The following is a 23,162-nucleotide window of genomic DNA, read 5'->3' as shown; positions in this document are numbered from 1 at the left end:
CCCGATGTCGACCCGATACCCCTGCCGGCTCAGCCGCCGGCAGGTTTTTCGACGTGGCCGCCAAACTGGTAGCGCATGGCCGAGAGCATCTTCTCGCCGAAAGTGTGGTCCTGGCGCGAGCGGAAGCGGGTGTAGAGCGCGGCGGTGAGCACTTCCGCCGAGACCGCCTCCTCGATCGCCGCCTGCACGGTCCAGCGGCCCTCGCCGGAATCGGCGACCGCGCCGGAATATTCGGCGAGTTCCTCGCTCTGGGCGAGCGCGATGGCGGAAAGGTCGAGCAGCCAGGACGACACCACGCTGCCGCGCCGCCACACCTCGGCGATGTCCGGCAGGTTGAGCGTGAAGCGCTCGGCTTCCGGCAGATCTTCCGAGGATTTGCGCTTCATGATCTCGAAGCCCTCGGCATAGGCCTGCATCAGGCCGTACTCGATGCCGTTATGCACCATCTTGACGAAATGACCCGCCCCGGCCGGGCCGGCATGGATGTAGCCCTGCTCGGCGCGGGCGTCGCGGCCCTCGCGGCCGGGAGTGAGCGGAACAGTGCCGATGCCCGGAGCCAACGTTCGGAAGATCGGGTCGAGCCGGTCGACCGCCGCGGTCTCGCCGCCGATCATCATGCAATAGCCGCGGTCCAAACCCCAGACCCCGCCCGACGTGCCGACATCGACATAGACCACGCCGCGCTCGCGCAGCGTGGCGGCGCGGCGGATGTCGTCCTTATAGAAGCTGTTACCGCCGTCGATCACGGTGTCGCCCGGCGACATCATCGCGGCGAGGGCGGTCACGGTCTCCTCGGTCGGCCCGCCGGCAGGCAGCATCACCCACACCGCGCGCGGAGCTTCCAGCTTCTCCACCATGTCGGCGAGGCCGGTGGCGGCGATGTTGCCTTCCTTGGCCAACTCGGCGACGGCGGCCTCGCTGCGGTCCCAGACGACGCAGCTATGGCCGTCGCGCGCGAGGCGCCGCGCGATGTTCGCGCCCATGCGGCCGAGGCCGACGATACCGATCTGCATCTTATGCTCCTGATTCAACGACGGGCGGTGCACCCTAGCGCAACAAGGTGACACCGCAACAAGGTGACACCGCAGCACGGGCGAAACGGCGGGCGCACCGGAAAGCCGGGCGGAGTCGATGCCGCCTGACACCATTCGCTTCGGCCCATGCCAGGCGCGCCGCCCGCGCGGGGTGGTCCCGCTCGCCTTATGCCCCCCTCGCGCCAGCCGCGCGGGGCGGGCATGGGTGCCATTTCCGCGCAACCGCACGCCGGCCATGGCTTTGTCGCCCACTCTGAATTAGAAGGAAGGTCGTTCCGCCGTCTGAGATCGCCTCTCGCGTGCTGGCTTTGGCCTGCGCGCGTCGTGGTGCTCGCGGCTCTCCGCCGGAGCAACCCGCGCCTTCGCCGCGCCGGGAGGCCCGGCCAAAAGGCTGTTTATTCCGTGGCTTTCACGACCTCCAATCCCGCGCTCGGCCGTGCTCTCGCCGCCCGCAACTACGACGACCCGACCCCGGTGCAGGCGGCGGTGTCCGCCCCCGAGACGGCGGGGCGCGACCTTTTGGTCTCTGCGCAGACCGGCTCCGGCAAGACGGTCGCCTTCGGCCTCGCCATCGCCGAGACCCTGCTCGGCACGCAGGAGCGCTTCGGCCCTGCCGCGACCCCGCTGGCGCTGGTGGTGGCGCCGACCCGCGAGTTGGCGCTTCAGGTCCAGCGCGAATTCGTCTGGCTGTTCGGCGAGACCGGTGCGCGCATCGTTTCCTGCGTCGGCGGCATGGACCCGCGCGCCGAGCAGCGCCAGCTCGATTACGGCGCGCATATCGTGGTCGGCACGCCGGGCCGGCTGCGCGACCATCTGGAGCGCGGGCGGCTCGACCTCTCGGCGCTGCGCGTCGCGGTGCTGGACGAGGCCGACGAGATGCTCGACCTCGGCTTCCGCGAGGACCTCGAATTCATCCTCGACGCCACCCCGCCGGAACGCCGGAGCCTGCTGTTCTCCGCCACCCTGCCGCGCGGCATCCTCGTGCTCGCCGGCCGCTACCAGACCGACGCGCTGCGGGTCGAGGTCGCCAATGCGATCGGCGGCCATGCCGATATCGAATATCGCGTGATGCGCATCGCGCCCAAGGAGATGGAGCACGCCGTCGTCAACGTGCTGCGCTTCTACGAATCCCCGACCGCCATGGTGTTCTGCAACACCCGCTCGGTGGTGCGCCACCTGCACGCGACGCTGCAGGAGCGCGGCTTCTCGGCGGTCGCCCTGTCCGGCGAACTCAGCCAGAACGACCGCAACCAGGCGCTCCAGGCGCTGCGCGACGGCCGGGCGCGGGTGTGCGTGGCGACCGACGTCGCCGCGCGCGGCATCGACCTGCCCAATCTCGGCCTCGTCATCCATGCCGAGCTGCCCAATGATTCGGAAAGCCTCCAGCACCGCTCCGGTCGCACCGGCCGCGCCGGGCGCAAGGGGGTGAGCGTGCTCTTGGTGCCGCCGATGCGCCGGCGCCGCGCCACCGACCTGATGGCCGGGATCGGCGTCAACGTGCCGTGGACGGCGGCGCCTTCTCCGGAGGAGATCGGCCAGCTCGACCGCGAGCGCATGCTGGCGGACCCGCTGCTCACCGAGGAGGTGGGCGAGGAGGACATCGCGCGCGGCCGCGACCTGCTGGCCGCCTACACCCCCGAGCATGTGGCCGCCGCGCTGGCCCGGCTCTATCGCGCGCGCCTGCCGGCGCCGGAAGAGGTGGAGGACCCCGGCGAGGGCCGGCCGATGCGCGAGCGCGCCACGCGCCGCGACTTCGCCGCGCCGGGCGAGGGCGGCTCCACCTGGTTCCGTCTCAATATCGGCCGCACCAAGAATGCCGATCCGCGCTGGCTGCTGCCGCTGATCTGCCGTCGCGGCAACATCACCAAGAAGGAGATCGGCGCGATCCGCATCTTCGAGAACGAGACCGCCTTCGAGATCCAGGCCGGGGCGGCCGAGGCGTTCGGCCGCGCGGCGCTGGGCTCGGGCGGCAAGGGTGAGGTGATCGAGCCGCTGCCGGGCGGGCTTTCCTCGCTCGGCGACGAGGGGCGGGGCGGTCCGCGCCGGTCGTTCGGAAAACCGCGCGACGAGCGCCCCCGTGACGACCGCCCCCGCGAGCGCTCTTATGGCGAGCGTTCCTATGGCGACCGCGCGCCGCGCGAAGAGCGGCCGAGGGACGAGCGTCCGCGCGAGGATCGCGCCTTCACCGAGCGCCCGCGCAGTTTCCGGCCGCGCGAGGAGCGTGGTCCGGAGGACCGGCCGGCCGCTCCGCCGAAGAAGCCCTATCGCAAGGCTGACGAGGTTCGCGGCTTCGATCCGCTGACGGAGCGTCCCGCCAAGCCACGCGCCAAGAACTTCGAGTCGCAGGGCTACGAGGATCGCCCGGCACGTGCCGAGGGATTCAAGGGCAAGAGCGCCCGCCCGGCTTACGCCCCCCGTTCCGAGGAGGGCGCGCCCGCGCGCAAATTCGCGGGCAAAAGTTCGACCGGCAAGCACTCAGCGGGCAAGCATGCGACGGGCATGCCGGAAGCCCATGCCGGCAAGAAGCCGGGCAAATCCGGCAAGCCGAACGGCAAGCCCGGCGGGGCATTCGGCGACAAGCCCAAAGGCAAGCCTGGCCGCTGAGCGGCCGGGGACACGGGCAAGCCCGGCCGCTGAGCGGCCGCGGGGATACGGGGAACGGCGCTAGCGCCGCTCCCGCCCAGCGCCGAACGCGTTCAGCCGCGCGCCGAGCCCGGCCAGCCGGTCATCCTCGACATTGGCGAAGGCGACCCGCAGGAAATCCTCCTGCCCCGGTCCGAAGAACGCGCCGGGCAGGGTGAGGATGCCCGCCTCGCGCGCCAGCGCTTCCGCCACCGCGGCGCCGTCCTGCGCGAAAGGGTGGCGCAGATAGGCGAAATAGGCGCCGATCGAGCTCAGCTCCCAGCCTTCCGCCTGCGCGATCTCACGCGTGAACAGCTGGGCGCGGACGTTGAATTCGGCCCGCATGCGCCGGCGCGCCGGCAAGAGCGGCTCCACGGCGTCGGCGAGCGCGAGCTGCCCGGTGCGCGGCGCGCAAATCTGCAGACTGTCCATCACCTTGGTGAGCTGTTCGAGGAAAGCCGCCCCGCCCGCCAGCGCGCCGATGCGATGGCCCGGGACGGCGTAGGATTTCGAGAAGCTGTAGAGATGCACCAGCACCTCGCGCCAGTCGCCCCGCGCGAACAGGTCGTGCGCGGCCTCGTCATGGCCGTCGGGCAGGAAGTCGCGATAGGTTTCGTCGAGCACGAGGCGGATGCCGGCCTCTTTCGCCAGCGCCGCGAAGGCCGCGATGGTGGCGCGGTCATAGACCGCCCCGGTCGGGTTGTTGGGCGTGATCAACACCAGCGCGCGGGTGCGCGGCGTGATGAGCGCCCGCGCCTGCGCCACATCCGGCACGAAGCCATTCGAGGCCGCGCAGGGCAGGGGCACCGCGACCATGCCGAGCATGTCGAGCGTCATCTTGTAGTTGAAGTACCACGGCGTCGGCAGGATCACCTCGTCGCCGGCTTTGGCCAGCGTCATCAGCGTCACGAAGAACGCCTGGTTGCAGCCGGCGGTGATGGCGATGTCGTCGGCGCGCACCTCGCCGCGATAGGTGCGGGAGATGTCGGCGGCGAGCGCCGCGCGCAGCGCCTCGTCGCCGAGGATTGCGCCATAGCGCGCCGCTTCCGCCGCCCCGGCAGCCTGCGCGAGGGCGGCGAGCAGTTCCGGCTCCGGCGCCCGGCCGGGCACGGCCTGCGACAGGTTGATCGCCGGCCCGGCGGACCCGTCATAGGCCGCGAGCCACGCCCCGGCGGCGGGGATCGGCGCGCCTTCGGTGGCGGCGAGCAGCGGGTTCAGCGGCTGGAGCGGTGAGGGCATCGCAGGTCTCGGCGGCAGCGAGGGGGCAGGCTTCCCTTTGCCGCGCGGGCGCCGCGCTGTCTAAGCGGCGCCTTGTGCCGCGCGGCATTCTCCCGTTTAATCGCAGGCATCGGCCAGCGACAGGGACGTCGCGGGCCGGTGACACGGCAAGGATTGCCGGCTGCCCTGTTCCGGGGCCGTCGTTCCTTGCCTGAAGGACGCCGCCGCGGAGCCCCGAACGCGGAGACCCTTCATGGATGCCTCGACCTCACCGCTCGACCGCTACCGCATCGCCGCCGAGCCGTTCTACCAGCCGGTGGGCAACGAGGTTTCGGTGTTCGAGGCCGCCTGGCAACATCGCCTGCCGGTGATGCTCAAGGGGCCGACCGGCTGCGGCAAGACCCGTTTCGTCGAGCACATGGCGTGGAAGCTCGGCCGGCCGCTGGTCACGGTCGCGGCCCATGAGGACATGACGGCGGCGGATCTTGCCGGGCGCTTTCTGCTCGGGCCCGAAGGCACGGTGTGGCAGGACGGGCCGCTCACCCTCGCCGTGCGCCATGGCGGCATCTGCTATCTCGACGAGATCGTCGAGGCGCGGCAGGACACCACCGTCGTCATCCACCCGCTCACCGATGCCCGGCGCGTGCTGCCGCTGGAAAAGAGCGGCGAGCTGATCCACGCCCACCCGGATTTCCAGCTCGTCATCTCCTACAACCCCGGCTACCAGAGCGCGGTGAAGGATCTGAAGGAATCCACCAAGCAGCGCTTCATCGCGCTGGATTTCGACTATCCCGAGCCGGGGCTGGAAGCGGGGATCGTCGCGCGCGAGGCCGGCACCGATGGCGAGCTGGCACGGCTTCTGGTCACCATCGCCGGCCGCACGCGGAACCTGCGCGGGCAGGGGCTGGACGAGGGCGCCTCGACCCGCATGCTGATCCATACCGGGCGCCTCGTCGCCGGTGGCGTGCCGCTTGAGATGGCGGTGCGGGCCGGGATCATCCTGCCGATCACCGACGACGCCGATGTGCGCGAGACGCTGGGCGCGGCGATCTCCGCCTGCCTGCCGTGAGCGGCGTCGTGCTCCCGGAGCCCGCCTTGCGCCGTGCCACGCCGCATGGCGACGCGCTGGCGCGCCAGATGCGCGGCCGGACGCTGCTGCGCGCCGCGTTCGAGGAAACATGGCAGGCGCTGTTGCGCACCCATGGGCCGGAGGCGCTGGAGCCCTGGGCGGCTGGCGTGCTGGAATTGACGCGGGTGAACGCAGGCGCCGGGTGCCTGCTGGCGTTCTGGCGCCTGAGCGTGGCGCACGGGCTGCGGTTGACGCCGCAACAACTTGGCGCGGCCGGCTTTGCGGCCGCCGACGTTTGTCGTCACGCCGGCGCCACCGCGGCGCTGGCGGCGATCGAGGCTTTTGCCGTAGCCGAAGGACGGCTTGGCGATGCCGAGGCGCGGCAGCGCTGGTGGACGATGATGACGGCGATTGCGCAGGGCGCGCCGGATGAACTCGCGGCCTTCGCCGGGCATATGCCGACCCTGCTGGCGAAGGGAAGCCTCGTCGAGGTCGCGGATTTCGCCGCCGCCGGGCTGCGCGCCGCTGGAAAAGATCGCGCCCGGCGCCGGGCGTTCTTCGCGCTGGAGGACCCGCTGGCGCGGAGGCTGATCGCGCGCATGGGCGCCGGTCCGGGCTTCGCCGAACTGGAAGTCGGGCTGCGGCGCCTGCTCGCCGCGCTGTGGGGCGGGCGGCCGGGTTTTCCGCCCAGCCTCCAGCCCCTGCCGGTGGCCGAGATCGGCGATGCCCCGCGCCGCACCAACATTGCCGGCCCGGTGATCCGCCTGCCGGAAGTGTTTTCCGGCGTGACGGGCGCGGCCTCGCACGCGCTCTATCGCGCCGCCAGCGTCCATGCCGGTGCGCATCTGGCTTATGGCGGGCCGCGCTTCACGCTCGGCAAGGTGAAGCCGGTGCAGATGGCGTGCATCAACCTGATCGAGGACGCCCGCGTCGAGGCGCTGGCCATGGCGCGCTTTCCCGGCCTGCGCCGGCTCTGGGCGCCGTTCCATGTCGCTGGCCCCTCGGCCGAGCCGCTGGCGGCCCTGCTGCTGGCGCGGATCGCCCGCGCGCTGTTCGACCCCGGCTATCAGGATCCCGACGCGCTGATCGCCAAGGCGCGGGCGCTGTTCGCCGAGCGAAGCGACCGGCTCGACGATCCCGCCATCAGCTTCGACATCGGCACCCGGCTCGCCAACGATCTCGGCCAGCGCCGCATCCGCTTCGACGCGCGCGGCCATGTGGTGGAGCCGGCCTATCGCGATGACGGGCTCGGCCTGTGGGATTTCGGCGAGGAGAATGCCGAGCGCACCGAGGAGGTGGAACTCGCGGTCGATGCCGCGCGGATCGAGCGCCGCGAGGAGGAGAACGCCCCGCAGCCGCCCGAAGCTGCACCGCAGCCCGCGCCGACCGGGCGCGCCCGCCCCGCCCCGGCCGATGAGCGCGGGCGCATCGTCGCGCGTTATCCCGAATGGGACGCGCAGGCCGGGCTGGAGCGGGCGGACTGGACCACGATTCGCGAAAGCGAGCCGCCGCTCGGCGATTCCCGCCGGCTGGCGCGGGCGCTGGAGCGCGCCGGCCCGCTTCGCGCGCAGATCGCCCGGCTGGTGCGTGCGGCCAAGGTCGGTCGCGCGGTGCGGCTGAAGCGGCAGTCGGAAGGTGCCGCGCTCGATATCGACGCGGCGATCGAGGCGGCGGTGAGCCGGCCGGCCGGCGAGACGCCGGACGAGCGGGTGTTCACCTCCTCGGCGCTGCGCCAGCGCGACCTCGCCGTGCTGGTGCTGCTCGACACCTCCGAATCCACCCGCGACCGCCTTTCCGACGGCGCGAGCGTGCTCGATGTCGAGACGCTCGCGGTGGCGATGCTGGCCGAGGCGATGGCGGGGCTGGGCGATGAGATGGCGCTCGCCGCCTTCGCCTCCGCGGGCCGGGACGATGTGCGCTACATTCCTGTGAAGCGCTTCAGCGAGCGCTATGGCGAGCAAAGCCTCGCGCGGCTCGCCGGGCTGCACTCCGGCCTGTCGACCCGGCTCGGGACGGCGCTGCGGCATGCCGGCGAGGAGATCGCCGGGGTGCGGGCATTCCGCAAGCTCATTCTGGTGCTGACCGATGGCGAGCCGTCCGACATCGATGTCGACCGCTCGTCCGATCTGGTGGCGGATGCGCGCCGGGTGGTGCTGGGCTTGCGAGCGCGTGGCATCGACACTTTCGGCGTGACGCTCGACCCCGGCGGGGTCGGCTCGGGCGCCGCGATCTTCGGCAAGGCCAACACCATGCCGGTGCGCCGCATCGCGGACCTGCCGATGCGGCTCTCCGAACTCTATTTCCGGCTGGCGCGGCGGTGATGAGCGCCGCCGCGCGATGGCCTCGGGAGGCGGGCCGGCGGAGGTGCTTCCCGTTCGGAGCGGATATCCGAACGGGAAGGGCGCCAGATGTCAGCGATGCGTGGTCGACTGGTTCGGAATGCCGTCGATCGGGCATTCCTCGGTGCCCACCGTCGGGCGCGTGAAGGATTCCACCATCTCGCGGGTGCCTTCCGGATCGGTGATCCACTTCTTGTAGAAGTCATAGGGGCAGGCGGCCACGCCCTTGTCGCCGTCGCCGGAATTGATCATGCCGGTGTAGCCGCGATGGACCAGCTTGAAGAGGTGGTTCTCCGACTGCATGTTCTTGCGTGCGTCGCGGATCAGCGAGGTGGAGAGCTGGGCGTACTGGATGCCGTATTCCTCCTCGCCGCATTCGCCCATGGTGCGCCCGTCGAAGCCGACGATCGCCGAGTGGCCGAAATAGGAATAGACGCCGTCGAAGCCGGCGGCGTTGGCCACCGCGACATAGCAGTTGTTCGCCCAGGCCATGGCCTTGGCCATCAGCACCTGCTGGTCCTTAGCCGGATACATATATCCCTGGCAGCGCACGATCAGCTCGGCGCCCTTCATGGCGCAGTCGCGCCAGATTTCCGGGTAATTGCCGTCGTCGCAGATGATCAGCGAGACCTTCAGCCCCTTCGGGCCCTCCGAGACATAGGTGCAGTTGCCGGGATACCAGCCCTCGATCGGCACCCAGGGCATGATCTTGCGGTACTTCTGGACGATCTCGCCCTTGTCGTTCATCAGGATGAGGGTGTTGTAGGGCGCCTTGTTCGGGTGCTCCTCGTGCTGCTCGCCGGTGAGCGAGAACACGCCCCAGACCTTGGCCTTGCGGCAGGCCTCGGCGAAGATCTCGGTCTCGTCGCCGGGTACGGTCGAGGCGGTCTCGTACATCTCCTTGGAATCGTACATGATTCCGTGGGTCGAGTATTCGGGGAAGATCACGAGGTCCATGCCCGGCAGGCCGACCTTCATGCCGACCACCATATCGGCGATCTTCCTGGCGTTGGCGAGCACCTCGGCCTTGGTGTGCAGGCGCGGCATCTTGTAGTTCACCACCGCCACGCCGACGGTGTCTTTGCTGCTGGAAACGTCGCCATGATACATCGGGCATTCTCCTCATGCCGGTGCCGCGCGGCGGGGGTCTGACCGCGCGGCCGGATTGTTGTGCTGGAAGGAAGGGTCGAACTTTCGTGCGGCCGGAACTGGCGTTCCGTCCGGGGGATGTGGCCGGCGCCGGGGCCGTGCGAACAACGTTGTCGCCGGTAGCCCTGAGCGCGAAAAATGGCCCTGAACGCAAAAAAGCCCGGCAGGCCCCTTATCGGAGCCTTTCCGGGCTACAGCGCCAGACCCGCGCAACATCCTTGGTGCGTGGGCACGACGTTTTCAAAGGCGGTGCCTCGAAAACGTCCATGAGCGCGATCTAATCACCCCGCGCGCGGAAGTTCAAGAGCTCGCTGGCGTTGATGATGGCGACCGCCAGTTCCTCCATCGCGACGCGCTTGGCCATGGCCTGCCGGCGCAGGCTTTGATAGGCCTCCTCCTCGCCGATCCCCTGGCTTTCCATCAGGATGGTCTTGGCCTTCTGGATCTTCTGGATGCCGGTGAGCTTGCGCTCCAGCTTCTTGAGCCGGCGCGCGGTCTCCTCGCGCTCCATCCACAGGCTGCGGGCGATGGTGAGGTTGGTCAGCAGGCCGAACGGGCGGATCGGGCGTTCCACCACCGCCACGGCGCCGGATTCCAGCACGAGCTGCAGCGTGGACGGATTCTCATAGCCGACGATGGCGATGATCGTCGGGCGGGCCTCCGGCGCGCTCTTGAACAGTTTCTGGATCGGCACGCGCGCGTCCTGCTCGATGGCGAGCAGCACGATGTCGGCGTTTTGCGGCCATTCCGGCGGCACCGGCCAGGTGGTGTCCACCATGCAGCCGATGCGGCGCAGGTGCTCCACCAGCCGGGCGCGTTCCTCGTCGGGAGGATGGATGACGTGGAGCCTGAGCCCGCGCAGGTCCTTCAGGATCTGGATTGCCATGCGTCGATCCGCTTCCGGCGTCAGACAGGGGTGACGGCAAGGCCGTCCGCGGACCAGTCGTCGAGACTTTGCACCACGCAATAGGGATCGGGCTTGACCCGCGTGCCGGGGTTCCAGACGATCTGGAACCGCCCGCGCGCATCGACCCGGCCGACGCGGGGCCACAGCCAGGTGTGGTTGGTCTCGCCGTCGATCCGCACCCGGCCCTGCGGCGCGTCGAACTCGGCGTCGCGCAGTTCCGTGAGGATGTCGTCCGGCGCGTCGGAGCCGGAGCGGGCGAGCGCGCGCAGCGCGAGATGAACCTGGAAATAGGCGGCCTCCGCCGCCGCCGTCACCGGCGCGTCGGCGCCGTTGCGCGCCTTGAAGGCGGCGACGAAGCGCCGGGCCGCCGGGGTGGTCATGGTTTCGAAGAACGGGGCGGCGGTGATGTGCCCGGCCGCCGCTTCCGCCCCCATCAGCGCGATTTCCGCTTCCGAGGTGGTGAGGCTGGCGATCGGCATCTTCGCCGGATCGAAGCCGGCGGCGTGATAGGCGCGGTAGAGGCTCGCCGTGCCAGCGCCGACCACGGTGGAGAAGATCACGTCCGGCGCGGTCTTGGCGATCCGCGCGATCACCTTGTCGATGTCGCCCGCCTTGGGCTCCAGCGGAATGTAGAGCTCGTCGAGCACCCGGCCGTTCGACTGGGTGACGAAATCGGTCATGATCCGGTTCGACTCATAAGGGAACACGTAGTTCGAGCCGACCAGCAGGAAGCGGTTGCCATAGGTGCCCAGCAGATATTTGGCGAGCTGGATCGAGTTCTGGTTGGGCGCCGCGCCGGTATAGACGCAGTGGCGGGAATATTCGAAGCCTTCATAGAGCGTCGGGTAGAACAAGAGGCCGCGCAGCGCCTCGACCACCGGCAGCACCGCCTTGCGCGCGCTGGACATGTAGCAGCCGAAGATCAGCCGCACGCCATCTTCCTCGATCAACCGCGCCGCGAGCTGGCCATACTGGCGGGGAATGGACGCGGGATCGTAGACCACGGCCTCGATCTGGCGCCCGAGCACGCCCCCGGCGGCATTGATTTCGTCGATCGCCAGCAGCGTGGCGCCGAGCTGGGAGCGTTCGACGCCGCTGGTGACGCCGGTCTGGGAGAACAGCACGCCGACACGCCAGGGAGTGGCGGCGGCATCGGGAGCGGGGGTCATCGGCGCGGGCAACCTCGAACTGCGAACGGCACCCGCTCGTTTTGCCCCCGCGCCGCTGCGCGTGCAATGGCGCCGCCTCGTGTTTCCCGGCCGCCCGGCGTCAGACGCCGAAGCGCTCGGCGATCTCGCTGCGGGCGCTGGTCAGGATTTCCCGCGAGAGCTCGGGATCGCTCGCCGCAACCGCGCGCGCCATGGTCAGCGCGCCCACCATCGCCGAGAAGATCGCGACCGCCCGGCGCCGGCGCTCGGGTGAGGGCTCGCCGGGCAGGCGCTGCTCGATGGCCTGGAGGAAGCCCTCCACGCCATCGGTGTAGTCTTCCCGCAGCGGAACGCCCCGCGCGGCCTCACCCGCAAGCGCCGAGACTGAACAGCCGCGCGCCGGGTTGTCGCGATGCTCGATCGAGAGATAGCCGTCGATGATGCGTTTCAGCTCCGGCATCTTTTCCCAGCGCGCGAGGCTCTGCGCGCAGGCTTCGCGGCAGGCCTCGCTCGCCAGCTCATCCTTGGAGCGGAAATGGCCGTAGAAGGCGCCATGGGTCAGGCCGCTCGCCTGCATGATCTCGGCGACGCCGACATCACCCACGCCGCGTTCCCGGAACATCCGCGCGGCGGTCTCCAGAATGGTGCGCCGGTGTTCGGCGACCTTTTCCCGTGTCACCCGCAAGAGGCTCTTCCTTCCGAGAGAGGACAGTTCATCACCATCCCATAACCCGGCTGGAAGAGTTTTTGCTGATCCAGATCAGAAATTGATCGCAATCTTCCGGAGCGGAAGGAAGAGGCCTCCGATGCTCAATCCCAGATGGGGGCGAGGCCCGACGGGCTGACGATACGTCCATCCGGCCGGGCCAGCCCATGGATCGCCGCCATCTCTCCAGCGGTCAGCTCGAAGTCGAAGATCGCGGCGTTTTCAGTGACGCGGGCCTCGCTGACCGTCTTGGACAGCGCGACCAGCCCGTCCTGCTGCACCACCCAGCGCAGCACCACCTGCGCCACGCTGCGGCCATGCGCGGTCGCGATCTCCTTCAGCACCGGCTCGTCGAACACCCGGCCATCGGCCATGGCATAATAGGCGGTGACCGACATGCCGGCTGCGCGGGCGGCGGCGATCAGCGTCGACTGGTCGAGATAGGGGTGATACTCGACCTGATTGGTGACCAGCGGCGCCGCGCTGAGGCTCGCGGCTTCCGCCATCAGCGCGGTGGAGAAATTGCTCACCCCGATATGGCGCACCTTGCCGGCGCGCACCACCTCGTTCAGCGCCGCGACCGGCTCGGCCAGCGCCGCGCCCGCCGGCCAGTGCAGCAGCAGCAGGTCGACATAATCCGTACGCAGCTTCTTCAGGCTCTCGTCGACCGAGGCGATCAGCGCATCATGGCCGTATTTGTCGACCCAGACCTTGGTGGTGAGGAAGATGTCGGCGCGCGTCACGCCCGACGCCTCGATCCCCTCGCCGACTTCGGCCTCGTTGCCGTAGATCTGCGCGGTGTCGATGTGGCGGAAGCCGGCCTTGAGCGCCGCCGGCACGATGCGCCGCGTGTCCGGCCCGGAGACGCGGAAAGTGCCGAAGCCGAGCGCGGGAATGCGGGCGCCGTTGGCGGTGACGATGTGTTCCATGAAAGGCTCCTTGAAAAACTAGTCGGGCGGACGGATCACGCGGGGCTCAGCACGGGGACGGCGCGGCGGTCGAGCACGCCACTCCAGATGGTGAGCCCGAGCGCGCCGGCAACCAGCACGGCACCGATCGCCGGCGTGGCGATCAGCCCCAGCGGGGAGGCGACCACCAGCCCGCCGACCCAGGCGCCGAGCGCGATGCCGAGATTGAACGCGGCGATGTTGAGCGCCGAGGCGACATCGACCGCGCCCGGCCGGTGCTTCTTCGCCAGCTCGACCACATAGATCTGCAGGCCCGGCACATTGGCGAAGGACAGGAAGCCCAGCGCGGCGAGGGTTATGAGCGTCCAGCCCGGCGAGAGCGCGGTGACGCTGAACAGGGCGAGCACCAGCGCCTGAAGCGCGAACAGCACGGTGAGCGCCTTCACCGGGTCGCGGTCGGCAATGCGCCCGCCGATCAGGTTGCCGGCGGCGATGGCGAGGCCGTACAGCACCAGGATCAGGCTGACGCTGGAGGCGGCAAAGCCGGTGACGTGTTCGAGGATCGAGGCGAGATAGGTGAAGGCGACGAAGGTGCCGCCATAGCCGAAGGCGGTCATCGCGAACACGATGAGCAGCCGGCCCGAGCCCAGCACACGAATCTGGTCGATCAGCCGGGCCGGGGCGGCGCGGGTGAGGTTCGAGGGCAGCAGCGCGGCGATGGCGAGGAAGGCGACGACGCCCAGCCCCGAGACCGCCCAGAAGGTGGCGCGCCAGCCGAAGCTCTGGCCGATGAAGGTACCGAGCGGCACGCCGGTGACGATGGCGACGGTCAACCCCATGAACATCAGCGCGATCGCCGAGGCGCGCTTGTCCGGCGCCACGAGGTCGGCGGCGATCGTGGCGCCGACCGAGAAGAATACGCCATGGGCAAAGGCGGAGAGCACGCGCGCCACCAGCAGCGTCTCATAGGACGGGCTGAGCGCGGCGGCACTGTTGCCGACGACGAACAGCGCCATCAGTCCGAGCAGCAGCGGCTTGCGCTCGATCTTCCCGGTGAGCGCGGTCAGCACCGGGGCGCCGAAAGTGACGCCGAGCGCATAGACCGAGACGATGAGGCCGGCGAGCGGCAGGGTGATGTCGAGGTCCGCCGCCACGGTGGGCAGCAGGCCGACAATGACGAATTCGGTGGTGCCGATGGCATAGGCGGCGATGGTCAGCGCGAACAGCGCCGCGGGCATCCGGGTGGGCGACATGGCAATAGTTCTCCGTGCGCCGTTGGCCGCTTCCGGCCCGGCGCCACAACGATGTCGATTGGCTTGAGGCGAATATGCGCGGCGCCGGCTTGCGCGAGTAGCCGCCCTGGTGGACCAATGATTGTGAATTGATTTCACAGATCGCGGGGGCAAGGGCGCCATGGACAATCGCGCGGGCGAGATGCAGGTGCTGGTGGAAGCGGCGGATCGCGGCAGCTTCTCGGCCGCCGGACGGCGGCTCGGCCTGTCGCCCTCGGCGGTGAGCAAGCTGATCGCCCGGCTGGAGGAGCGGCTCGGGGCGCGGCTGCTGGTACGCTCCACCCGCGCCGTGGTGCTGACGCCCGAGGGCGAGGCCTATGTCGCGCGGGCGCGGCGCATTCTCGGCGAGATCGAGGAGGCGGATCGCTTCATCACCGCCGGCGCCGCCGCCACCCCGCGCGGCAAGCTGCGGGTGAGCGCGACGGTGGGCTTCGGCGAGCGCTGCCTGGTGCCGCTGGTGCCGGAATTCCTCGCGCTTTACCCCGAGGTGCAGCTCGACCTGTCGTTGACCGACGAGGTGATCGACCTCGTGGCCGAGCGGGCGGACATCGCACTGCGCGCCGGGCCAATGCGCGATTCGACGCTGAAGGCGCGCAAGATACTGGAGAGCCGGCGCGTCATCGTCGCTTCGCCGGACTATATCGCCCGTCACGGCACGCCGCAGACGCCTCATGATCTCGCCCGGCACAATTGCCTGCGCTTCAATTTCCGCCGCGCCATGGACGACTGGCCGTTCATCGACCCGGCGACCGGGGCGAGCTATGCGCTGGCGGTGTCGGGCAATCTGGAGGGCAATAGCGGCTCGATGGTGCGGCGCCTTGCGCTGGACGGCCTCGGCCTCGCGCGCATGGCCCGCTATGTCGCGGAAGACGACATCGCGGCGGGAACGCTGGTGCCGGTGCTGGAGGCTTTCAACGGCCGCGACATCGAGTTGCTGCACGCCGTGTTCGTCGGCCACGACTATCTCGCCGGGCGTATCCGCGCCTTTGTCGATTTTCTCGCGGCTCGGATCGGAAAACAGCCCGGCCCCTTATGAGGTTAGACCCTTTGAGGGCCAGGCTACCGGTCAGGTGAAAGCCAGCCTTCTTGTCATGCGAAAGCCTTGAGATAGGCGCGGGCCGGGGTCGAGGGGCGGCCGGCGAGCCGCTCCACATCGCCGGAGGTCTGCGCATATTCGCCGGCGCCGAGCGCGGCATAGAAGCTGGCGACGCCGCTCGCCACCCAGTCCGGCAGGCCCATGGCGAGGAACTGGTCCTCGAAGGCCTTCACCGGCACGTCGAGCGCGTCGACCTTGCGGCCGGTCAGCTCGGTGAGCAGCGCCGCGAGCTCGACCGCGCTATAGGCCGTGGCGCCCGCAATCTCATAGACCCTGTTGTCGTGGCCGGTGCCGGTGATAGCCCCGATCAGCGACTCCGCCACGTCGTCGTGGCTAACATAGGCGACCTTGGCCTCGATGCCGGGGAAGGGCAGCACGCCGTTCTTCACGGCATCGGCGAACAGCGGGTCGTTGTTCGCGAAGTAGGAATTGTCGCGAAGGATGGTCCAGGCGAGGCCCGATGCCTTGAGTTCCGCCTCGGTCGCCTCATGGGCGGCGGCCCAGTCGAAGCGGCTGGCGGCAACCGGGTTGGTGGCGCTGGTGTAGACGAGGCGCGTCACGCCAGCGGCTTTGGCGGCGTCGATCGCGTTGTGATGCTGGCGGATGCGGACCTCGTTCGGGCCCACGCCGGAGATGAGCAGGGCGATGTCGGCGCCAGCGAAGGCGGCCTTCAGGCTGCCGGCATCGTCGTAATCGGCGGCGACCACCTCGAAGCCCTGCGCCTTGCGGGCGGCGAGCTTTTCCGGGGAGCGGACGGCAAGCCGGACCTGCGCGGAGAGGCCGCGCGCGGCGAGCTTGTCGGCGAGGGCGGCGCCCAGCTTGCCGCTGGCGGCGGTGATGACGATCATTGCATGCGTCCCATGTCAGGGCGGCAGCGGTGGAAGCGACTGTCGCCGGTTACTTTATGAGAGTAAGATGCAAATCGTAACCGAGCGCGCAAGAAGGGTTTTTGAAGTGCCTCGGTATGCCGGGAGTAACCGGCACACGCCGTCACGCGTGAGAAAGGGAGAGGCGATGCTGGTCGATCGCGCGACATATGAGCTGCAGGAGCTGTGCCCGATCCGCGACGTGCTGGACCGGATCGGCGACCGCTGGACGGTTCTGGTGCTGAGCGAGCTGGAGGGCGGCACGCGGCGCTTCAGCGTGCTGCGTCGGGCGATCCCGGACATATCCCAGCGCATGCTGGCGCAGACGCTGCGGCATCTGGAGGCCGACGGCCTCGCCCTGCGCACGGTCTATCCGACCATTCCACCGCGGGTGGATTACGAGCTGACCGATCTCGGCCGTTCGCTGCTGGTGCCACTGCGCGGGCTGGTCGCGTGGGCCGAGGGGCATCATCAGGCGGTGAAGGCCGCGCGGCGACGCTATGCCGGGGCGGGGGAGGCGGGTGCGGCGCCGCCGGAAAAGGCGGTGCGCGAGGCCGCCGCGACGCCGGCTCAGTAATAGCCGAGGCGGCGGTTGCGGCCAATGATGGCGTTGACGCCTTCCTGCGCATCCATATTGCCCTGGGCGGCGAGCGCCTTGAAGATGCGGTTCGCCGACTGGGTGTCGTTGATGTTGTAGTAGGCCCAGGCGCGCAGCATCATCAGATCCTGCTGCTCGGGGGCAATGCGGCTGCGTTCGTCGAGGGCGATCAGCGCCTCGACATAACGCTCGTCCTTATAGGCGACCAACGCCTGCTGGGCGAGGAGGTCGCCGGTAAGCTGCATCGAGCGGCGCGGATTCTGCGGGGCTTCCAGCGAGGCGATCTGCGCCGCATTGGTCATGCCCTTGCGCAGATAAGCCAGTGACTTGCCGTAGGCGGCGTCCTCGGCGTCCTTGGCCGAGCCGTATTTGATGGCGTAGTCGAACTCGCGCACCGCTTCGATCGGGCGGTTGAGGTCCATCAGCCGCCAGCCGCGCGCCACCGCCGAGCCGGCCGAGCCGCCAGCGGCAGCGCCGGTCGACGCCGCGACGGAGGAAGAGGCCGCACGGCGCGGGGCCGCCGCGCGCCGGCGGGGCGCGGGTGCGGTGTATTGCGGCTGGTAGTCGACCTGGGTGGCCGCCGGGGCGGCATAGGCGCGCTGCACCGGCTGCACGCCCGACGCGACCACCGGCTGGTTCGCGGCCGTCGGCACCGGAACGAAGCCCTGATTGGGAAGGCCCGGAGTCTGGACGAAGGGCTGCACCCCGACGCGCGGCTGCGCGGTCGGCGCGTAGGACATCGGGCCGACCGGAGTGGTGGGGACCGCCAGCGGATTCACGCCCGGCGCGGGAGCGACATATTGCGGGGTCGGCGTGCGGACATAACCGCGCGCGGCCGGCTGCACCGGCGTCATCACGCCCAGCGTGTTCATCGGCGGCGGCGTCAGGCGGGCGGCGGCGGCCACCAGCGGATCGGTGAACGAGCCGAGCGCCATGTTCGGCAGATTCTGCGCCTCAAGCCGCGCCCGCACCACCGGGTCGACCAGCGCCACGATGCGCTCGGAGCGCGGGCCCCAGGTCTGCACGATGGTGTTGAGCCGGGCCATGTCTTGCGTGCGCCAGTAGGTCAGCGCCAGGCCATAGGCCGAGGGCTCGTCGTTGGGGTCCCATTGCAGGGCGGTCTCGAACCAGGCCTGCGCGGTGGGGATCTGCCCGGTATTGTAGGCGTACCAGCCGAGGCCCTGCGCGCCCGGCACGTATTTGTCGCGGACCACGACCGGGCTGAAGCGGGAGAGCACGATCTCGTCGAGCACCGGCGGCGGGTCGGCGGTCAGCAGGCTGATCACGACGTCGAGATAGGCCTTGTTGTTCTCCGGCGCCGAGTCCTTCCACTCATAGGCGATCGGCTCGGCTTCGAGCGCGCGGCCGAGGAAGTTCAGCGCCAGCACATAACCTTCCGCCGCCTTCGGGCCGCCCTTGCGGTCGAGCGCCAGCTTGAACCATTCGAGCGAACGGGTCGCGTCGTCGTGGCGGAACAGGTACCAGCCCAGCAGCAGCGGATCGCCCGGCGTGTCGGATTGCTTGGAGAGGGTCTCCATCCGCTTGATGTCGTCGTCGGGGACGGTGAATTCCGGGTTCGCTGCGGCGGCACCCATGCGGCGGCGGATCAGCTCGTCGCGCAGCGAGGCGAATTCCGGCTTGCCGTCGGCGTCCTTGCGCTCCAGTGCCAGCAGGCCCTTGAGCTGGTCGTCGTTCAGCAGCGGCATGGCCTTCTGCAACGTGGCGAGGCGCTCGTTCGTGTCGTTGCAGTTGGTCAGGATATAGGTGAAGGCATCGATCGAGCGGTTCATCTGCTCGGTCTTGGCGAAGGCCTCGGCGACGCGCCACAGGAGATCAATGTTCTGGCAGGTCAGCACCGCCGGCGTGTCGGTGGCGAGCCGCAGCACGGTGGACCACTGGCCCGCGTCGGAAGCGTTGATGAGCCGGCGACGGGTTTCGGATTCGTCGAGCCGGGCGATGAGGTCGGCCGGCGGGTCCCAACTCGGATCGGCGGCCTGCCGCGCGGCGATGGCGCTGCGCACGTCGGAGAACTTGCCGTCCGTGTAGAGCTTCCACATGTGCTCCAGCTCGGTGTCGGTCTGCGGACCGAACAGATCGGCGGGAGGGGACCAGTCGGGATAGAGCGCGCGCAGGCGACCGATTTCGGCTTCGAGCCGGCGGGTGTCGCCCTGCGAGGCGAAGTAGCGGAGCGCGGTTTCGTCGACCTTGGGGCGCGCGGCGCGTGCGGTGGTGTTGGAACCTGCGGCGGGAGTGGAGCCTGAGCTGCCGGGGAGGTCGATTTGCTGAGCAATCGCGGGAACGACGGCGCCCCCGAGCAAGACCAGCAAAGCGGCTCTCTTCAAAGACATCTCGGATATCTCTCCGCTACCAGTGCCCAACTCAACAAGAACAACGTCGACGGGTAGTAGAGCGTGGGCTCAAACCGTCGCAAATCTACCGGAATCGGCGCTGAATTCAGCGCGCATGCGAGCGACGCACCGAGCATCCGGTATCCCGGATCGGTGAGTTGCTCCAAGACCTTGCCGGTGGCGATGTCGACGATCGCGGGGTTGCCCCCATTCTCGATCAACCAGCTCCGGCGGTACGATTCCAGTATCTCCGTGTCTCTTATCCCTGCCCGCAAAAGGTAAAGAGATATCCTTAACGAATTGTAACCAAACACGGCGGGGAAACCCTCCGCCGCGACGACCGGCGCCCCCGCCGGTGCCGAAATCCAGTCCGGCTGCAGCTTTGCCGGCCCGAGCTGCGCCTGCCGGAGAAGTTCCAGCCCGGCATTGCTCAGGTTCGGCCAGTCGATTTCCGGCGCAAGCTGCGCCATTACCGGAAATGTCTCGAATATCCAGTAAGATAGATTGAGGATCGGACCATCTTTCCGGTCCTTGGCTGTAAAGCCGGTGACGCCGGGAAGCAACACGAGGCGGCTTCCGTCGCGTATCACCAGCGCCTTGCCGATCGCGCGCGCGATCTTCTGTGCGCTGTCCAGATAAGGCTGATGCCCCCAGGCGCGGCCAGCCCGCGCCAGAGCATAGGAGATTAACAGATCGCCATCGCTCGCGGCGTTGACGTCCGTTACATGAGGCGTCGAATTCGGATCCCAACGCCATGCCACCAGCCCATCGTCGCGAATCAGTAATTCAGTGCGCGTGAAGCTCCAAATACGCTCGAAACCGCCTCGGTCGCCAGCTAAAAAAGCCAGCAACATGCCATAACCTTGGCCTTCGCTGTGGCTGATGCCGCCATTAGCGGTGTCGATGACGCGGCCGCTCACGTCGACGAAGGCCGCCTTATAGGCTTCCCACGCCTCCGGGGGCACCGGAGACGAAGCATTTTGCGCTTTCAGTGGAAGTATCCCGCAGGCAAGCAACAGAAAAAGGCCGGCTAGCAGGTTCAACTTCATGTGGGGCGCCCGAGTCGGTGGAGCAGGAAGGTGGTTGCGATGCCAAGAACCATGCCCGCGATCATCAGGATCAGGGCGTACGGCACGATATTGGTCGAGAACCAGTTGGCCGCGATCATACGGATATTGGAGAAGCCGAGCGGCTGCGTGATGATGAGCCGGAACGAGGCGATATCGCGCCGCTCCACCTCGCCGCTGGAGGACTGATAGGCGACGGCCTGTCCGCCGATCCGGTTCCACACGTTGTCGGAGGTGAAGCGCGGCATGGCGGCCGCCAGCGTCTCGGCGGTGCGGCCGGCGACCAGCGTCCAGGTGCTCTGGCCATCGGTGCTGTTGCCCTGGGCCATGAGCACGGAGGTGCGCGGCGGCGGCTCGTAGAGCGTGCGCCGGCCCTCCTGGATGCGCAGCGATTCGAAGCCGATCGAGAAGGTGCGCTGGAGCCAGCCCTCGAAGCCCTCGGCGATGGCATAGAGGCCGCCCTTGCCCTGTACGTTCTCGCGCCAGCGGTCATAGACCTCCGGCGTATTGGCAAGGCTCGGCTGCTCGCTCGGCACGTCCGCCCGCGTATTGGCGGTCTGACGGCTGCGGAAGCCGGCGAGTACGCTGTCATAGTTCTCGCTGGAGCTGTCTCCGGCGGCATCGTCGCCGACCGAGACCACCCAGTTGGCACGGGTGGATTCGGAGATGCCGACCTGTTCCAGCACGGCGCTGGAAATCTGGTCGATGCCGCCGACGAAGATGGCGTTGCGCTCGCCCAGCGTCACCGAGGCCGGGGAGGCGTCCATCGGCAGCGGCGCGCCGTTGGAGAGCGCGAGCCGCGACATCAGCGTGGCGGCGGCCGAGAGCGTGGCCGAATCCGGCCGCGCCAGCACCACCGCGACCGGGCTGCCGTCGAGGCTGTAGGGGAAGGCGTCGGCGGTGAGCGCCGCGAGATTCGGCACGCGGCCGATCCGGGCGAAATTATCCATCGAGAACTCGGTGGAATCGAACAGCACGAAGCGGTTGTCCGCCGGCAGCGTGGCGCCGGGCAGGCAGCGCGCATCCGATTCCGTGTCGAGGATGACTTCGAGGAACAGGCGATTGATACCGGGCCGGAAATTGCGCAGCGGCACCTGCATGCGCTGGTGCTCGAACAGCCCGCCGCCGCGCTTGGTGATCGGCAGGTTCGAGGCGATCTGCTGGTTCACATAGAGGTCGACATGGCTGCCCTGGCGCACCACGCCGGTGAAGGCGGCGTCGAGCAAGAGCGAGGCATTGCCATAGGCTTCGGCGAAGAAGTCCGGCGGCAGCGCGATCTGGAACTCGGCGCGGAAGCGGCGGCCGGAGAATTCCTGGGTGGGAATGCCGAGATCGGAGAAGCGCACGGTACGCGCGCCATTGAACAGCGGCGCGTTGGGCGACCAGCGGGTCGAGGTGTTCACCGCGTCGGTCTGCTCGATCGAGACATTGTTCAGCCGGTCGATGGCGCGGTCGACATCCGAAGCGCTCGGGCCGGAGATCAGCAGGGTGGGCGCGCCGAGGCGCTCATCCTTGACGAAGCTGGTGATCGGGCGCTGGCGGGCTTCCGCCGGCACCGAGGCCATCAGGCGCGGCAGTTCCGAGGCCGAGCCGACCACCACGGTCAGCGTGCCGGGGGGGGCCGTGCCGGGGGTGCCGTCGGCGATGACCACGGCGGGATTGGGGAACAGGCCGCGCACCGACAGGCCCTGAACCACGCGCAGCACGCGCGAGGAGCCGCCGCCCTCGATCGGCCCGGGGGTGACGACGCGGATCGTGGTCACGCCCTTCTCGTCGAAGCCTACCGCCGGCAGGCTGTCGAGGCCGCCGACCAGGGTCGGCGCGCCGCCGTCGAAGGTGATGCCGCTGCCTTCATTATTGATTTCGGTCCATAGCTCATAGGTCGCGGTGACCGCGCAATCGGTGCGGTGACGCTGCACCACGTCGACGCGGATCAGGTTCGCGCCGGTCCGCAGCGTGCCGCGGCGCATCGGCACCTGCAGCCGCGCCGGCTCCTGCGAGGAGGCGAGCGGGGATTCCACGATGGTCTGGCCGTTGATGGTGACCCGGATGCGCGAGGTCTCCGGCATCACCAGAACCGAGTTGAGGTAGCTCAGCAGGAAGCCGCTGGCGCGCTGCGCTTCTTCCTCGGACACATAGAGGGTCCAGGAGCGCGACGAGATTTCGCCGGCGAAGATCATGCGCTGCTGGGGAATGATGAAGCGGTCGGGCCGGCTCGGGGGCGGCGGAGTGGTGTCGACCGGGCGGATCGCCGCGCGCGGCGCCGGCTGGCCAGGCCGCATCTGGAACGGATCGGCGGTCGAGGCCGCCGCCGGCGGGCTGCCGGCGCTGTCGCGGGACGGGGATGTCGAGGCGGCCGACGGGCTGGAGCCGGGGGAGCCGCCGCTGGTGGCGGACGGGGACGCGGCGGGAGCCTGCGCGGTCGACGAATTCACGCCCGTCACGGGTGTCTCGACGGGGCGCAGCGTGGTGGTCGGCGGATTGGCCGCCGACCCCGGCGAGGAGGTCGCCGGCACGTAATTATAGGTGCCGGCCGTCGAGGGCCGCGCGGTCGGGCTCGCGGGCGCGAGCGGCGCGGGGGCCGCGGCGGCGCCGGTCGAGGTCGAGATCGAGGTTCCCGAATTCGGCGACGAGGTGCTCGATGTGCCGCCGGGCAGGGGCGGCGTCATCTGGAACAGCGATCCCGTGCCCTGGCCGGCGGAAATTCCCTGCTGCGCGAGGGCGAAACCGTGCGGAAGCAGCGGGGCGGACAAAAGCGCCAGTCCAAGCGCGGCGATCGAGGAGAGGGCGCGCAT

The 23,162-nt window shown here is 69.2% G+C and carries 17 protein-coding genes; 5 read left to right on the top strand and 12 right to left on the bottom strand.

All coding sequences use genetic code 11. The annotated features are described in order from the left end of the window. Nucleotides 1-29: 29 nt before the first annotated feature. The gene (gene gnd / locus VRZ77_RS04200; protein WP_414591411.1) at nucleotides 30-1,148 is read right to left on the bottom strand and encodes a phosphogluconate dehydrogenase (NAD(+)-dependent, decarboxylating); all 1,119 of its coding nucleotides are present in this window, start codon (nucleotides 1,146-1,148) and stop codon (nucleotides 30-32) included. A gap of 288 nt (nucleotides 1,149-1,436) precedes the next feature. Here gnd and VRZ77_RS04195 point away from each other — a divergent pair, with 288 nt between their 5' ends. Further along, entirely contained in the window at nucleotides 1,437-3,638 is a 2,202-nt protein-coding gene (locus tag VRZ77_RS04195) for a DEAD/DEAH box helicase (RefSeq protein ID WP_414591410.1), read from the top strand. A gap of 60 nt (nucleotides 3,639-3,698) precedes the next feature. Here VRZ77_RS04195 and VRZ77_RS04190 read toward each other — a convergent pair whose 3' ends face one another. After that, nucleotides 3,699-4,895 carry an aminotransferase gene (locus tag VRZ77_RS04190; RefSeq protein ID WP_414591409.1) on the bottom strand — a complete coding sequence of 399 codons (1,197 nt, stop codon included), beginning with the start codon at nucleotides 4,893-4,895 and terminating at the stop codon, nucleotides 3,699-3,701. Between the two features lie 232 nt (nucleotides 4,896-5,127). Between VRZ77_RS04190 and VRZ77_RS04185 the strand changes: the two genes are divergently transcribed. After that, complete coding sequence (locus VRZ77_RS04185) at nucleotides 5,128-5,943, top strand: CbbQ/NirQ/NorQ/GpvN family protein (protein WP_414591408.1); 816 nt, start codon at nucleotides 5,128-5,130, stop codon at nucleotides 5,941-5,943. 26 nt (nucleotides 5,944-5,969) lie between these two features. Further along, the gene (locus tag VRZ77_RS04180; protein ID WP_414591407.1) at nucleotides 5,970-8,264 is read left to right on the top strand and encodes a nitric oxide reductase activation protein NorD; all 2,295 of its coding nucleotides are present in this window, start codon (nucleotides 5,970-5,972) and stop codon (nucleotides 8,262-8,264) included. Between the two features lie 90 nt (nucleotides 8,265-8,354). Here VRZ77_RS04180 and VRZ77_RS04175 read toward each other — a convergent pair whose 3' ends face one another. The 6 genes from VRZ77_RS04175 to VRZ77_RS04150 form a co-directional block, all read right to left on the bottom strand. Beyond that, nucleotides 8,355-9,392 carry an aliphatic amidase gene (locus VRZ77_RS04175; RefSeq protein ID WP_414591406.1) on the bottom strand — a complete coding sequence of 346 codons (1,038 nt, stop codon included), beginning with the start codon at nucleotides 9,390-9,392 and terminating at the stop codon, nucleotides 8,355-8,357. 316 nt (nucleotides 9,393-9,708) lie between these two features. Continuing rightward, entirely contained in the window at nucleotides 9,709-10,317 is a 609-nt protein-coding gene (locus tag VRZ77_RS04170) for an ANTAR domain-containing response regulator (protein ID WP_414591405.1), read from the bottom strand. 20 nt (nucleotides 10,318-10,337) lie between these two features. Then, a complete protein-coding gene (locus tag VRZ77_RS04165) occupies nucleotides 10,338-11,507 on the bottom strand; it encodes a transporter substrate-binding domain-containing protein (RefSeq protein ID WP_414591404.1) in 1,170 nt (389 codons plus the stop codon). A 100-nt stretch (nucleotides 11,508-11,607) separates the two neighbouring features. Beyond that, entirely contained in the window at nucleotides 11,608-12,165 is a 558-nt protein-coding gene (locus tag VRZ77_RS04160; protein WP_414591514.1) for a TetR/AcrR family transcriptional regulator, read from the bottom strand. Between the two features lie 131 nt (nucleotides 12,166-12,296). Then, a complete protein-coding gene (locus tag VRZ77_RS04155) occupies nucleotides 12,297-13,121 on the bottom strand; it encodes an aldo/keto reductase (RefSeq protein ID WP_414591403.1) in 825 nt (274 codons plus the stop codon). A gap of 35 nt (nucleotides 13,122-13,156) precedes the next feature. Next, a complete protein-coding gene (locus tag VRZ77_RS04150; RefSeq protein ID WP_414591513.1) occupies nucleotides 13,157-14,338 on the bottom strand; it encodes an MFS transporter in 1,182 nt (393 codons plus the stop codon). 175 nt (nucleotides 14,339-14,513) lie between these two features. On the opposite strand from VRZ77_RS04150, the gene VRZ77_RS04145 reads away from it, so the two are divergent. Then, nucleotides 14,514-15,428: a LysR family transcriptional regulator gene (locus tag VRZ77_RS04145; RefSeq protein ID WP_414591402.1), complete on the top strand. Its 915-nt coding sequence runs from the start codon at nucleotides 14,514-14,516 to the stop codon at nucleotides 15,426-15,428. Between the two features lie 53 nt (nucleotides 15,429-15,481). Here VRZ77_RS04145 and VRZ77_RS04140 read toward each other — a convergent pair whose 3' ends face one another. Then, nucleotides 15,482-16,336: an SDR family oxidoreductase gene (locus VRZ77_RS04140; RefSeq protein ID WP_414591401.1), complete on the bottom strand. Its 855-nt coding sequence runs from the start codon at nucleotides 16,334-16,336 to the stop codon at nucleotides 15,482-15,484. Between the two features lie 166 nt (nucleotides 16,337-16,502). Between VRZ77_RS04140 and VRZ77_RS04135 the strand changes: the two genes are divergently transcribed. After that, complete coding sequence (locus tag VRZ77_RS04135; protein WP_414591400.1) at nucleotides 16,503-16,931, top strand: winged helix-turn-helix transcriptional regulator; 429 nt, start codon at nucleotides 16,503-16,505, stop codon at nucleotides 16,929-16,931. On the opposite strand, the gene VRZ77_RS04130 is transcribed toward VRZ77_RS04135, so the two are convergent. Genes VRZ77_RS04130 through VRZ77_RS04120 form a run of 3 tightly spaced genes read right to left on the bottom strand, consistent with a single transcriptional unit; the run spans nucleotide 16,925 to nucleotide 23,162 of the window. Continuing rightward, on the bottom strand, nucleotides 16,925-19,300 hold the full coding sequence (locus VRZ77_RS04130; protein WP_414591399.1) for a hypothetical protein: 2,376 nt from the start codon (nucleotides 19,298-19,300) through the stop codon (nucleotides 16,925-16,927). The two genes, VRZ77_RS04135 and VRZ77_RS04130, sit on opposite strands and share 7 nt — an antisense overlap. After that, entirely contained in the window at nucleotides 19,291-20,349 is a 1,059-nt protein-coding gene (locus tag VRZ77_RS04125; protein WP_414591398.1) for a glycosyl hydrolase family 8, read from the bottom strand. The genes VRZ77_RS04130 and VRZ77_RS04125 overlap by 10 nt, the downstream gene beginning before the upstream one ends. After that, nucleotides 20,346-23,162: a cellulose biosynthesis cyclic di-GMP-binding regulatory protein BcsB gene (locus tag VRZ77_RS04120; protein WP_414591397.1), complete on the bottom strand. Its 2,817-nt coding sequence runs from the start codon at nucleotides 23,160-23,162 to the stop codon at nucleotides 20,346-20,348. Before VRZ77_RS04120 ends, VRZ77_RS04125 begins: the two co-directional genes overlap by 4 nt.

The sequence above is a fragment of the Ancylobacter sp. G4_0304 genome, from assembly GCF_047501495.1.
Taxonomy (GTDB): domain Bacteria; phylum Pseudomonadota; class Alphaproteobacteria; order Rhizobiales; family Xanthobacteraceae; genus Ancylobacter.
The sequence above is the reverse complement of the archived record's forward strand: the minus strand, read 5'-3'. Positions and strand labels throughout refer to the sequence as shown.

Coding starts and splice junctions, on each gene's coding strand:
- gnd (WP_414591411.1), bottom strand. CDS start 1,148: ATGGTGTCAGGCGGCATCGACTCCGCCCGGCTTTCCGGTGCGCCCGCC.
- VRZ77_RS04190 (WP_414591409.1), bottom strand. CDS start 4,895: ATGCCCTCACCGCTCCAGCCGCTGAACCCGCTGCTCGCCGCCACCGAA.
- VRZ77_RS04185 (WP_414591408.1), top strand. CDS start 5,128: ATGGATGCCTCGACCTCACCGCTCGACCGCTACCGCATCGCCGCCGAG.
- VRZ77_RS04175 (WP_414591406.1), bottom strand. CDS start 9,392: ATGTATCATGGCGACGTTTCCAGCAGCAAAGACACCGTCGGCGTGGCG.
- VRZ77_RS04170 (WP_414591405.1), bottom strand. CDS start 10,317: ATGGCAATCCAGATCCTGAAGGACCTGCGCGGGCTCAGGCTCCACGTC.
- VRZ77_RS04165 (WP_414591404.1), bottom strand. CDS start 11,507: ATGACCCCCGCTCCCGATGCCGCCGCCACTCCCTGGCGTGTCGGCGTG.
- VRZ77_RS04155 (WP_414591403.1), bottom strand. CDS start 13,121: ATGGAACACATCGTCACCGCCAACGGCGCCCGCATTCCCGCGCTCGGC.
- VRZ77_RS04150 (WP_414591513.1), bottom strand. CDS start 14,338: ATGCCCGCGGCGCTGTTCGCGCTGACCATCGCCGCCTATGCCATCGGC.
- VRZ77_RS04145 (WP_414591402.1), top strand. CDS start 14,514: ATGGACAATCGCGCGGGCGAGATGCAGGTGCTGGTGGAAGCGGCGGAT.
- VRZ77_RS04140 (WP_414591401.1), bottom strand. CDS start 16,336: ATGATCGTCATCACCGCCGCCAGCGGCAAGCTGGGCGCCGCCCTCGCC.
- VRZ77_RS04135 (WP_414591400.1), top strand. CDS start 16,503: ATGCTGGTCGATCGCGCGACATATGAGCTGCAGGAGCTGTGCCCGATC.
- VRZ77_RS04130 (WP_414591399.1), bottom strand. CDS start 19,300: ATGTCTTTGAAGAGAGCCGCTTTGCTGGTCTTGCTCGGGGGCGCCGTC.
- VRZ77_RS04125 (WP_414591398.1), bottom strand. CDS start 20,349: ATGAAGTTGAACCTGCTAGCCGGCCTTTTTCTGTTGCTTGCCTGCGGG.
- VRZ77_RS04120 (WP_414591397.1), bottom strand. CDS start 23,162: ATGCGCGCCCTCTCCTCGATCGCCGCGCTTGGACTGGCGCTTTTGTCC.